The following is an 11,812-nucleotide window of genomic DNA, read 5'->3' on the forward strand; positions in this document are numbered from 1 at the left end:
CGGAGATGCAAGCCATGAACGACAGACTCTGCGTAATCGGCGCCGGCCGCATGGGCGTGGGCATCACGCTGTCATACATCCATGCAGGACTGGACGTCACGCTGATAGACATCAAGCCGCGCCCGCCCGCCGAGCAGGCCGATTACTTCGCACGCGTGCGGGACGATCTGCGCCGCGAGCTCGGCATCCTGTGCAGGCTGGGCTTGCTCGACGCCGCGCAGGCAGAGGTAGCGCTGGCGCGCATCCGCCTATGCACGCGCGAGGATGCCGAAGCAGATCTGCGGCAGGCGCGCGTGGTGTTCGAAGCCGTGCCTGAACGCCTGGACGCCAAGCGCGATGCCTTTCTGTGGTTGGGAGCGGCCTGCGCGCCGGACAGCATCATCGCGTCCACCACGTCCACCTTTCTGGTCACCGAGCTGGCGGAGCTGGTGCAAGGTCCGCAGCGCTTCCTGAACGCGCACTGGCTCAACCCCGCCTACCTGATACCGCTGGTGGAAGTGAGCCGCGGCCCCCAGACCAGCGAGGCCGCGACGCAAGGGCTGCTGGCAGCGCTGCGCCTGGCGGGCAAGAAGCCCGTGCAGTGCGCCCCCGCCGCCGGCTACATCGTGCCCCGCATCCAGGCCCTGGCCATGAACGAAGCGGCCCGCATGGTGGAGGAAGGCGTGGCCAGCGCCGAAGACATCGACACGGCCGTGCGCCTGGGCTTCGGCCTGCGGTTTTCGGTTCTGGGGCTGCTGGAGTTCATCGACTGGGGCGGCGGCGACATCCTCTACTACGCCTCGCGCTACCTCGCCGATGCCATCGATCCGCGCTTCGCCTCGCCCGCCGTCATCGCCAGCAACATGGAACAAGGGCGCAACGGGCTGCGCGACGGCCAGGGCTTCTATGACTACGCCGGCATGGACGTAAATGCCTACAAGATGGAGCGGCTGGCGCAATTGTGCAAGCGTCTGGAAGTGATGGACCTGTTGCCCCGCCACAACGCGGCAAGGCAGCCGCCCGCGCGATAGCGCGCCGGCCTGCGCGCCTACTTCTCCAAGTCGCCCAGGATCCGGTACGCCAGCCGGACCCTGGCCTCGTTCGGATAGTTGCGGTTGGCCAGTATCACGATGCCCAGCTTCTTCGACGGCACGAATGCCACATAGCCGCCGAAGCCGTTGGTCGAACCCGTCTTGTTGATCCACACGGCCTCCTGCGGCGGCAGCGGCGGGTTCAATGCGGTCACGGGCTGGCTCTGGCTGTTGTAGTTGCCGGCATTGGCCGTCAGCAACGCGTCCAGCGTCGCCGGATAACGCAATTGCTCCCAGGCCAGGTCCTGGGTCATGTCGCCCAGTTGGTAATAGCCGACGTGCGTCTGCGCAATCGCGCCGCGCAGTTCGGCATCGGCAAGGTTCAAGCCCATGTTCGCGTCGACGAAGCGGATCAGGTCGCGTGCGCTGGTCTTCACGCCGTAGGCCTCCTCGGCCAGCACGCCCGGATTCACGCGCACGGGCGCATCCTGCTTGTTGTAGCCCTGCGCGTAGTCCGCCATCCTGGCGGCCGGCACGTCGATGTAGGTGCTGGTCAGGCCTAGCTTGGGAAACAGGTCCCGCTCCATGGCCGCCTTGAACGGCCGGTTCAGGCTCTTGGCCGCAACCACGCCCAGCATGCCGATGCTGGGGTTGGCGTAGGTGCGATACGTGCCAGCGGCATGCTCGGGCTTCCAGGCCTTGAGGTAAGCCATCATCTGCGCCTGGTTCGTGACCGCGTCGGGCACCTGCAAGGGAAAGCCGCCGGTCGTGTGCGTCCCCAGGTTGATCAGGCTCAGTTTGGCGAAGTCGCTGCCGGCGAGCTCGGGCAGATACTTGGCCGGGCTGTCGCTCAGCGCCAGGCGGCCGCGCGCCTGTGCGTAGGTTGCCAGGGTTGCCGTGTAGGTCTTGCTGATGGAGCCGATCTCGTACAGCGTGTCGCTGTCGGCCCGCCTGCCGGTTTGCCTGGATGCCACGCCATAGTTGTAGAAATGCTGCGTCCCGTTGCGGGTCACGGCGATCGACATCCCCGCAATGCCATGTTCGCGCATGACGGCCTGGACCGCCTCGTCGACCTTGCTGTCGGTCTCCGCCTGTCCGGCCTGCGCCAGCCCGCAGCCTGCGGCCATCAGCGTAAACAATCCCGTGCGCAGCATGCTGTTCAAGCGCATTCTCGTCATTCCCTGTCGTGTCGGATCGGTGGCGCCGCGACGGCGGCGCGCAAGCATCGTAACGCGGCGCGGCGCCTTATTGGTACTAACCCTTGGTCTCATTCTGGGGGATTTTGGCTATCCTCGCCTCGTCGATCCAAAACCCCGCAGAAGAGACCTGCCCCCGCGGCAGGCGCCGACGGAGCAACCGCCCCGGAAACTCTCAGGCAAACAGGACTGCGCGGTCTAGACAATCTGGAGAGAGGCGCGGATTGCGCCCACCGAAGGGGAACCCGCCGCCTGCGCCGCGGGTGAAGCTCTCAGGTACAGAGACAGATGGGGTGCTGCGGCCGGGTGGCCGCGGCCACTCAATCTGGAGCCATCATGCCCCGCATCGCCATCATTGGCGCCGGTATCACCGGCGTCACGTCCGCCTATGCCCTGAGCAAACTGGGATACCACGTCACCGTCTACGACCGCCAGCGCTATCCGGCCATGGAGACTTCCTACGCCAACGGCGGCCAGCTATCGGCCAGCAACGCCGAGGTCTGGAACAGCACCGCCACCATCATGAAAGGCCTGCGCTGGCTCGGCCGCCACAACGCGCCGCTGCTGCTCAATCCCCGCTTCAGCTGGCACAAGTACTCCTGGCTGGCGCAGTTCATCGGACAGATCCGCAACTACCGCCGCAACACCATCGAGACCACGCGGCTTGCCATTGCCGCGCGCCAGCACCTGTACGCCATGGCGGAAGAAGAAGGCATAGATTTCGACCTGGAGCGCCGCGGCATTCTGCATATCTACCACGACGCCGCCAGCTTCGAGACCGCGCGCCGCGCCAATGCGCTGCTGCAGGAAGGCGGGCTGGAGCGCTACGCAGTGTCACCCGAGGAAGCGCGCAGCATCGAACCCACGCTGCAAACCCCTTGCCATGGCGGCTTCTACACGCCCTCGGACGCCACCGGCGACATCCACAAGTTCACCAGCGGCCTGGCCCGCGCCTGCGAGCGCCGCGGCGTGCGCTTCGCGCAGGACGCCGACATCCGCAACATCAGCGTGGACGGCGCGCCCTACGTGCTCGACGTCGCGCGCGAGGGCGGCGCGCGCCGCGAGCAGCACGAGGCCGACGCCATCGTCGTCTGCGCCGGCGCCGTCAGCCGGCAGTTCGCCAGGCAGCTGGGCGACACGCTCAACATCTACCCGGTCAAGGGCTATTCCATCAGCGTGCACCTGGACGACGCCGCCAGCCAGGCGGCCGCACCGCACGTCAGCCTGCTGGACGAAGCCGCCAAGATCGTCACCAGCCGCCTCGGCGACCGCTTCCGCGTGACCGGCACGGCGGAGTTCAACGGCTTCAACATGGACATCCGCGCCGAACGCGTGCAACCGCTGGTGGACTGGACCCGCAAGCACTTCCCCGGCATCCGAACTTCGCGCGTGGTGCCGTGGTGCGGGCTGCGCCCCATGACGCCGAACATGATGCCCCGCGTCGGCCCGGGCAGGCGGCCGGGCGTGTTCTACAACACGGGGCATGGGCATCTGGGCTGGACCTTGTCGGCGGCGACGGCGCAGATGCTGGCGGCTAGCGTGAGGGAGGGGGTGGGAGAGGCTTGAGTTGAGGCGAGCAAACCCAGCATTGATGCAACCAGGTTTGCTCGTACCGCTTCGCCTACTTTCTGTCCGAATAATGGGAGAAAAGCCGGCGGATAAGTGAACTCCAGTCTACAGTTGCACCTGTCGGTACTTGCACTGGAGGCCCATGCCGTGAAACGCTCGCATCAAGACCAGGCGATTCCATACTGCAATCGCAGCGGGGATAAGGCGGAAGCCTATGCCCTGCTCAAGCTAATCGATCGAGGCCGGCGCGAAATATCGCAGGGAAACGTCATTCCTGCGGGCCACGTCTTTGCCCAATTTGAAGCAATGGACAAAGATGCCGAGGAATGACACTCCCGATTGCATTTCTTCCGCCCGTGGTGAATCTGTTCGCGGAAATTGATCTGCAAGCTCAATAATGCAAGCTCGCTACGAATGCTCAGGTCCCGACGCTGCGCGCTCCAACTCCTTGTGTATGTAACGCCGCGTCGGTCAATGTACTAAGGCCGCATCCCTGTCTTCGGCAGTCAGCAGTTCCGCGTCCGCATCGTGCCGGAGACTGTCCTTGCACACCTCCCCATCCTTCACAACCAGCAAGATCCTCTCCGGATCCACCAGCAGCGACAGATCCTTCAGCGGATCCCCGTCGACCATGACCACGTCCGCCAGATAGCCGGGACGCAGCATGCCCAATTCGTGCGGGCGTTGCATGATCTCGCCGCCCAGCCGAGTGGCGGACACCAGCGCTTCGGTCGGGGTCATGCCGATGTAGTCCACGAAGTATTGCAGGTCGCGGGCGTTGGTACCATGCGGCATCCAGGCAAAGCCGTAGTCGCCGCCGGGCAGGATGCGGATGCCCCGCTTGTGCATCTTGCGCAGCGACTCCGAGGCGATTTCCAGTTCGCGCTTGTAGCCCATCTGCTCGGCGATGGCGGGCGTGATGCCGTACTCGGACGCGTTGAAGGCCGTCCTGATCAGCCAGCCTATGCCCGGCGCGACGAAGTGGCTGTCTTTCCTGGCTTCCAGCATGTCGAGCGCCTCTTCATCGGCAAAGCTGGCGTGGTAGATCATCTCGATGCCGTGGCGCACGCATTGCTTGACCGACTCGCTGGAGCGCGCGTGCGCCGCGACACGCTTGCCATAGCGCTTGGCCTCGTTCGCCAGCATGGCGATCTCGTCTTCGGCAAAGGGCGACATCTCGGCCGGCAGGCCGGCGATGTACTCGCCCGACAGGTTGATCTTCAAGTGATCGACGCCGTACTTGATGAAGGTGCGCGCCGAGCGCCGGATCTCTTCAGGGCCACAGCACACGCTGCCGAAGCTAAGCTCGTCGAACGGCATGTGCGGCAGCGAGTTGTCGCCCAGCGCGCCTATGGTGGTGATCTCCTGGCTGCCGGCCAGGTAGCGCGGCCCCGGGCATTCGCCGGCGTTGATGGCGTTACGCAGCACCACGTCCAGGCGCGGCTTGGCCGCAGCCGCGCCGATGGCCGAGGTCCAGCCCATTTCCAGATAGCGTTTGGCCACGCGCACGCACCAGAGAATGTGCTCCTCCGGCGGCATGAACTGGATCGCCGCCAGCGTGGGCTGGTCGTTCCAGGAGAAATGCGTGTGCGCTTCCGTCATGCCGGGCATCAGGAAGCGGCCGCGCCCGTCGATGAGGCGCGCGCCCTCCCGGCTCACCTGCTCAGGCGCGCGCGCGACCTGCGCGATGCGCGCGCCATCGATCAACACTTCGCCTTGAAAAGGTTCCATGCCGCTGCCATCGAAGATGGCGACATTGGTAATGGCAATTCTGGACATGACAGGTCTCCTCCGGCCCGCGTCGAGGGGCCGATTTCTTATGTTGAAACGCCTGGAAAACGTGGCCTAGCGCAGCGCCGCGTGGAACTCCCGCAGGGCCTGCATGCAGGCTTGGGGCTTTTCGTAGGTGGTCCAGTGGCCGCATCCGTCCAGCACGATGCGGCGGCTGCCCGCGATGCGCGCGGCCAGGGCGTCAACGTTGGCGGGCGGCGCCACGCCGTCCTGGTCGCCGGTAATCAGGACAGCCGGTACGCCTATCGTTTCCGCGGCGGCCGGCTGTGCATCCGCCAGCGCCTCGCAGCTTTGCGCGTAGCCTTCGGGCGGCTGGCGCATCACGCTTTCGCGCACCAGCGCCAGCACGGCGGGCTGATCCTGCCTGGTCTGGGCGCTGGTCGCGGCCTTGACGATGGCGTCGGCGATCTCCTGCATGGCCGCATCGCCGCCGCGGGCCAGCGCCGCCCGCGCGCGGATGCCGGGCCGGCCCGCGTCGGGCGGCGCGGCCAGCGGGCCGAACAGGGCCAGCGACTTGACCCGGCCCGGATGCGCCACGGCAAGATGCTGGGCCACGATGGTTCCGAGCGAATGGGCGGCGACATGCGCCGCATCGACGTCCAATGCGTCCAGCAGTCCGGCCAGCGCGTCCACATAGACAGCGATGGACAGGCGCTTTTCGCCCAACGCCGAGCGCGCGCTGCCCGGCAGGTCGGGACGGATCACGCGGAAGCCGTCGAAGGCGCCCATGACGGGCGTCCAGGTATTCGAGGAACCGCCCAGGCCGTGTATGCACAACAGTGCCGGCCCCTCGCCGTCGATCTCCACGGCCATGCCGTTGACGTGTTGCGTGCTCATGCCGCCGTCTCCCTTTATCTGAACAGTCGCTGTCTGCATCGGCATTGCGCCGACGATTTTTCAGGACTGTATCGGCGCAGGCGGCGGCGCGCTTATCGCCGGGTGCGCGGACTTATCGCAGAGTCAGATTTTGTGCCTAGTGAATACACCTAGCGTGGAGAAGCGCGCAAACGCCCATAAAATTCCCGAAGCGCCGCACCCGCCCGCACGCAAGCCCAGGCTTGCGCGGCGAGGCGATAAGAAAAACGGGAGACAGAGATGCAGGAGACCTACGCCTTGCACGAAGGCGCGTTCGGCCGCGCCGTCGTGCTGGAACTGCGCGACGACCTGATCGCGCACGCGCATGCGGAAGTGCAGCTGGCCCTGTGGCTGGGCGGCGCGCGCGTGCAGGGCCATGTCGGCCAGACTCCGGTCCCCTACAGCGAACATCTGGCGCTAGGCACCAATACGTACGAATCGCACGACGCCAGGCTGCTTGAACGGTCGGGCCCGGCCATTTTCCTGGTGCTCTACATCGCCAAGCCCTGGCTGGACGAACGGCGCGCCGCCACGGGCCGCCCCTTCCACTTCGCGGCGCCGGGCGTGCCCATCGACGCGGCGGTGCGCCAGGGCTGTTGGCGCTTGCTGCACAAGATCGTGGCGCCGCAGGACCACCCCGGCGCGGACCTGGATGCCGAGGTCGAGGCCCTGCTGCAAGCGGCGATAGAATCGTCCATCGAGCCGGATCGCCCGCGCAACCAGATGCCCGCGGCGCCGGCGCTGGACCGCCGGCTGCGCGCGGCGATCGCCTACATGCGCGAGCACGCCCATGAACCGATCACGGCGGAAGAGGTCGCCAGCCGCGTGGGACTGTCGCGCGGCCATTTCTTCGCGCTGTTCCGCGATCAGCTCAATACCACGCCGCAAGTCTTCTGGAGCGCCGTGCGCGTCGAAGAAGCCGTGCGCCTGCTGGTACACCAGGAGCAGCCCCTGACCTCCGTGGCGCTGGACCTGGGCTTCTCCACGCCCGGCAATTTCTCCCGCTTCTTCCGCGAGCACATGGGCGTGTCGCCGTCGCGTTTCAGGCGCGCGGCGACGGGCGCCGCGCAGCATCTGCTGACCGGGGTTTCCTGAGCCGCCGGCCGGCCGGAAACTGCCCTGCCCGCGCCTACGCGGTTGCGACAGACGCGCGCGGCCGCAAATCCACGGCATCCGAGCCAGGCCGATCCCGGTTGAAATGCGCCCCCCTGCTCTCACCGCGCGCACTCGCCGCCCGCACGATGAGATCAGCCGCCAGGGCGAGGTTGCGCAGCTCCAGCAATTCCAGGCTCAAGCCCTCGCGCAGCAACCGCGCGTCCGTCTCTGCTCGCAGCGGACCGATGAATGCGGCCGCGCGCGCCAGCGAGGCATCGCTGCGCAGCACGCCCACGTCCCGGCTCATCAACTGGCGCAGGTCGCGCCGCAGCCGCGCCAGATCGGGCGACGCCGGCACGGCGGTTGCGTCGGCCGCCGGAGTTCGATGGGGAACATCGGCCGGCACCTGGCCCAAGATGTCTTGCGCGGCAGCCCGTCCCGTCACCACGCACTCCAGCAGCGAATTGCTGGCCAGGCGGTTGGCGCCGTGCAGTCCGGTGCAGGCGGCTTCGCCCACCGCGTACAAACCGGACAGATTGCTGCGTCCGGCCTGGTCGGCAACGATGCCGCCGCAGGTGTAATGCGCGGAGGGCGCAACCGGGATGGGAGTCGTCGTGATGTCGATGCCCAGCGCCAGGCAGCGCGCCTGGATGGTAGGAAAATGTTCCCGCAGGAATCCCGGCGATTGGTGGCTGATATCCAGGTACACGCACTCCAGTCCATGGCGTTCCATTTCGCCCTGGATCGCACGGGCGACGATATCGCGCGGCGCCAACTCGGCGCGGGCATCGTACGCCGGCATGAAGCGCGCGCCATCGGGCAGGCGCAGTATGCCGCCCTCGCCGCGCACCGCCTCGGAAATGAGGAATCCTCCCGCTTGCGCATGGTGCAGGCCGGTAGGATGGAATTGCGTGAACTCCATGTTGGCGATCCGGCAGCCCGCGCGCCAGGCCATGGCGATGCCGTCGCCGGTCGCGGCCGGCGGCGCGGTAGTCGTCTGGTATGCCTGCCCCGCGCCGCCCGTGGCCAGCACGACATGGCTGGCGGACGCATCGAAAATCCGTCCGCTGCGCAGGTCCAGCAGGCGCACGCCGCGGCAACGCGCCGCAGCCGTACCTGCGGCGCCGTCCAGGATCAGGTCCACGGCGCAATGCGCCTGCAGCAACGTGATGCCGGCTTGCCGCCGCACGCGGTCCTCCAGGGCCGCGACGATGGCGCTGCCGGTCGCGTCCGCCGCGTGCGCGATACGGCGCAGGCCGTGCCCGCCTTCACGCGTCAGATGCAATCCGCCGAGCTCCGGCGTGAACGCGACGCCCTGCTCCTGCAGCCAGGCTATCGCGCCGCAGGCCCGGGAAATGATGTTCCGCGTGGCCGGCAGATCGCACAGGCCGGCGCCCGCGACCAGGGTATCGTTGACGTGCGCCTCGATGCTGTCGTCGGCGCCCAGCGGCGCGGCAATGCCCCCCTGGGCGCGGTTGCTGGCGCTGTCGCGCAGTTCGCCCTTGGACACGAGGGCGACCCGTTTGCGCGGGGCCAGTTCCAGCGCCGCGGCCATGCCGGCCAGGCCGCTGCCGATGATGATGACGTCGAATTCCATGAGCGGACCTCCGCTAGTCCCTAGGCCGGCCCGACGCTGGCATACAGCGCCGTGTCGCGCGCGAAGTCGCCGCTGGCCTGCACGCGGCGCTTGCGCCGTTCCGCGAAGTCCAGCATGCGGTCGATCGGCGCCTTGGCACGCAGGCCCAGCGCGGGGTCCAGTGTGATTTCGTTGCGACCATGCTCCAGCGTCCCGGCCAGGTTGCCCAGGGCATTCATGGCCATCCAGGGGCAATGCGCGCAGCTCTTGCAACTGGCGCTGTTGCCCGCGGTGGGCGCGGCCAGGAAGGTCTTGCCGGGCGCTGCGGCGCGCATCTTGTGCAGGATGCCCTGGTCGGTCGCGACGATCAGCAGCTCCGCGTCGAACTTGCGCGCGGCATCGATCAGCTGCGTGGTCGAGCCCACCACGTCGGCCTGCGCCAGCACGGCGGCGGGCGATTCCGGATGCGCCAGCACCTTGGCTTGCGGGTGCTCGGCGCGAAGCAGTTCCAGCTCGGTGCCCTTGAACTCGTCATGTACCAGGCAGGACCCCTGCCACAGCAGCATGTCGGCGCCGGTCTGGCGTTGCACGTAGTCGCCCAGATGGCGGTCCGGCGCCCACAGGATTTTCTCGCCGCGCGCATGCAGGTCGGCGATTACGTCCAGCGCGATCGACGAGGTCACGACCCAGTCCGCGCGCGCCTTCACTTCAGCGCTGGTATTGGCGTAGACCACCACCGTCCGGTCCGGATGGGCATCGCACCAGGCGGCGAAATCGGCGGCCGGACAGCCCAGGTCCAGCGAGCAGGTGGCGTCGAGGTCCGGCATCAGGATGCGCTTGTCCGGGCTCAGGATCTTGGCGGTCTCGCCCATGAAGCGCACGCCGGCCACCACCAGCGTGCGGGCCTCATGGTCGCGGCCGAAGCGCGCCATCTCCAGCGAGTCGCCGACGCAGCCGCCGGTCTGTTCGGCCAGTTCCTGCAACTCCGCATCGACGTAATAGTGCGCGACCAGCACTGCGCGCTCCCGCGCCAGCAGTTCGCGTATGCGCGCCACGCAGGCGGCGCGTTCGCTGGCTGGCAAGGGTTCGGGCACGCGGGCCCAGGCCTGGCCGACGGCGCTGGGGCAGCTCGGTGTGGCAGGCAGATCGAATTCGACGTACCGGCGATTGGGGGTGTCCATGGACGCGTCTCCTCGCGAGATTTTATGCTCATATTGAGCATTTATTGGGCAAAAAAAGAGCACGGTTTATGCTAGTGTTGAGCATAAACCGTGTCAACGTCTCTTTTGTTACGCCGCCGCGAGCCGGGGCTGCGCCCCGCCCAGCCTCAGATGAAGATCGTGCCGCGCAGGTACAACGCCGCCTGGCCGCTGATGATCACCCGGCCGTTATCCCGCACCTCGCATTGCAACTGCCCCTTGCGCGCCCCGCCCTGCTGCGCGCTCAGGCTGCGCTTGCCCAGGCGTTGGGCCCAGTACGCCGCCAACGAGGTGTGCGCCGAGCCGGTCACCGGATCCTCGTTCACGCCCACCCGCGGCCCGAACCAGCGCGACACGAAGTCGAACTGCCCAGACGGCGCCGTCACCGCCACGCCGCGCGTGTCGAAGCCCGCGAGCGCGGCGAAGTCCGGCTTCAGGGCATCGATGCGCGATTCATCGTCGATCACCACCAGGTAGTCGTCCGTCTTGTAGAACGCCTGCGCGCCCGGCAGGCCCAGCGCCTGCAGCAGGCCCGGCGGGATCGGCTGCGCTTCGGGCCGCTTGGCCGGAAAATCCATCGCCAGCCGGTCGCCCGCGCGACGCACCTGCAGTTCGCCGCTGCGCGTGGCAAAGCGCAGCACGTCTTCCGTTGCGCCCAGCTGTTCGAACAGCACCCAGGCCGACGCCAGCGTGGCATGGCCGCACAGGTCCACCTCCACCGCGGGCGTGAACCAGCGCAGCTCGTGGACATCGCCCTTGCGCACGAAGTAAGCGGTTTCGGACAGGTTGTTTTCTTCTGCGATGCGTTGCAGCGTTTCGTCCGGCAGCCAGGCCTGCAGCGGCACGACCGCCGCGGGGTTGCCGCCGAAAGGCGCGGCAGTGAAGGCGTCTACCTGATAGATGTCGAGTTGCGGCATGGCGGGTCCTGGTTGATGGCTGAAGTTGCGCGTCGGAACGCGAGCCGGCATTTTCCTACGAAAACGCCGGCTTCGATCGTGGCGCCCTGCCCGCTAGACCGTGCGCACGAACAGCGCCCTCAGCTTGTTCCAGAAATCCCCGCCCAGCACGAAGAAGCTGGCAATCAGCATGAGGTCTCCGGCCAGCTGGGCCTGCCACAGATTGGGCCGCAGGCCCGGCCACATTTCGTCTATGTACGGTTCCAGCGCCGAGGTCAGGATGGGCAGCAGGAACATGACCAGGCCGATGGCATGGCGCACGGGGCCAACCTTCTGCACGGGAGCGAGTTTCTTGGCCTGGCCGAACACGATGGACTTCAGCCGCTGGAAGCCCTCCTTGCCCATGACTGCGATGCAGCTCAGCAGCAAGACCTTGTTGGCGATGAAGATGGTGCCGGTCAACGCGGCGATGCGCGGACCCGGCACGTCCATATAGCCCGCCACCGGAAGGAGGAACCACAGGGCGAAGGCGATGATGAACAATCCGATCCCGCATTTGAAGCGCCACCCCGCCGAGTGCGAGGGTGGGGCCGGTTCGTCTGGCAATGACATGGCTGCCTCCTGA

At 67.1% G+C, this 11,812-nt stretch carries 11 protein-coding genes and 2 riboswitches; of the genes, 4 read left to right on the top strand and 7 right to left on the bottom strand.

What is annotated here, in order from left to right; all coding sequences use genetic code 11:
- The first annotated feature begins 5 nt into the window (after positions 1 to 5).
- Positions 6 to 1,010, top strand: a complete 1,005-nt coding sequence (locus ACM1PE_RS17320; protein WP_419340585.1) for a 3-hydroxybutyryl-CoA dehydrogenase — start codon at positions 6 to 8, stop codon at positions 1,008 to 1,010.
- Positions 1,011 to 1,027: 17 nt separating this feature from the next.
- Here the strand turns inward: ACM1PE_RS17320 and ampC are convergent, their stop codons facing one another.
- Complete coding sequence (ampC, locus tag ACM1PE_RS17325; protein WP_419340586.1) at positions 1,028 to 2,188, bottom strand: class C beta-lactamase; 1,161 nt, start codon at positions 2,186 to 2,188, stop codon at positions 1,028 to 1,030.
- Positions 2,189 to 2,316: 128 nt separating this feature from the next.
- Positions 2,317 to 2,408: riboswitch (glycine riboswitch) on the top strand.
- A 1-nt stretch (position 2,409) separates the two neighbouring features.
- Positions 2,410 to 2,498: riboswitch (glycine riboswitch) on the top strand.
- Between the two features lie 44 nt (positions 2,499 to 2,542).
- Here ampC and ACM1PE_RS17330 point away from each other — a divergent pair.
- Complete coding sequence (locus ACM1PE_RS17330) at positions 2,543 to 3,772, top strand: D-amino acid dehydrogenase (RefSeq protein WP_419340587.1); 1,230 nt, start codon at positions 2,543 to 2,545, stop codon at positions 3,770 to 3,772.
- A gap of 150 nt (positions 3,773 to 3,922) precedes the next feature.
- Entirely contained in the window at positions 3,923 to 4,105 is a 183-nt protein-coding gene (locus ACM1PE_RS17335; RefSeq protein WP_124260413.1) for a hypothetical protein, read from the top strand.
- A 141-nt stretch (positions 4,106 to 4,246) separates the two neighbouring features.
- Here ACM1PE_RS17335 and ACM1PE_RS17340 read toward each other — a convergent pair whose 3' ends face one another.
- Both ACM1PE_RS17340 and ACM1PE_RS17345 read right to left on the bottom strand, forming a co-directional pair.
- The gene (locus ACM1PE_RS17340; RefSeq protein WP_251881845.1) at positions 4,247 to 5,554 is read right to left on the bottom strand and encodes a metal-dependent hydrolase family protein; all 1,308 of its coding nucleotides are present in this window, start codon (positions 5,552 to 5,554) and stop codon (positions 4,247 to 4,249) included.
- A gap of 66 nt (positions 5,555 to 5,620) precedes the next feature.
- The gene (locus ACM1PE_RS17345) at positions 5,621 to 6,403 is read right to left on the bottom strand and encodes an alpha/beta fold hydrolase (protein ID WP_419340588.1); all 783 of its coding nucleotides are present in this window, start codon (positions 6,401 to 6,403) and stop codon (positions 5,621 to 5,623) included.
- Positions 6,404 to 6,661: 258 nt separating this feature from the next.
- Here ACM1PE_RS17345 and ACM1PE_RS17350 point away from each other — a divergent pair, with 258 nt between their 5' ends.
- A complete protein-coding gene (locus tag ACM1PE_RS17350; protein WP_059372584.1) occupies positions 6,662 to 7,516 on the top strand; it encodes a helix-turn-helix domain-containing protein in 855 nt (284 codons plus the stop codon).
- Positions 7,517 to 7,550: 34 nt separating this feature from the next.
- Here ACM1PE_RS17350 and nadB read toward each other — a convergent pair whose 3' ends face one another.
- From nadB to ACM1PE_RS17370, 4 genes are all read right to left on the bottom strand, one after another.
- On the bottom strand, positions 7,551 to 9,113 hold the full coding sequence (gene nadB, locus ACM1PE_RS17355; RefSeq protein WP_419340589.1) for an L-aspartate oxidase: 1,563 nt from the start codon (positions 9,111 to 9,113) through the stop codon (positions 7,551 to 7,553).
- Positions 9,114 to 9,133: 20 nt separating this feature from the next.
- Complete coding sequence (nadA, locus tag ACM1PE_RS17360) at positions 9,134 to 10,273, bottom strand: quinolinate synthase NadA (protein ID WP_118934730.1); 1,140 nt, start codon at positions 10,271 to 10,273, stop codon at positions 9,134 to 9,136.
- A gap of 146 nt (positions 10,274 to 10,419) precedes the next feature.
- On the bottom strand, positions 10,420 to 11,208 hold the full coding sequence (locus ACM1PE_RS17365; RefSeq protein ID WP_419340590.1) for a PhzF family phenazine biosynthesis protein: 789 nt from the start codon (positions 11,206 to 11,208) through the stop codon (positions 10,420 to 10,422).
- A 93-nt stretch (positions 11,209 to 11,301) separates the two neighbouring features.
- Positions 11,302 to 11,799, bottom strand: coding sequence for a transporter suffix domain-containing protein (locus ACM1PE_RS17370; RefSeq protein WP_059372576.1), 498 nt, complete (start codon positions 11,797 to 11,799; stop codon positions 11,302 to 11,304).
- Positions 11,800 to 11,812 lie beyond the last annotated feature (13 nt).

Origin of the sequence: Achromobacter sp. PD1 (genome assembly GCF_048541815.1) — a bacterium.
GTDB classification, from domain to species: Bacteria; Pseudomonadota; Gammaproteobacteria; order Burkholderiales; family Burkholderiaceae_B; genus Achromobacter; species Achromobacter bronchisepticus_A.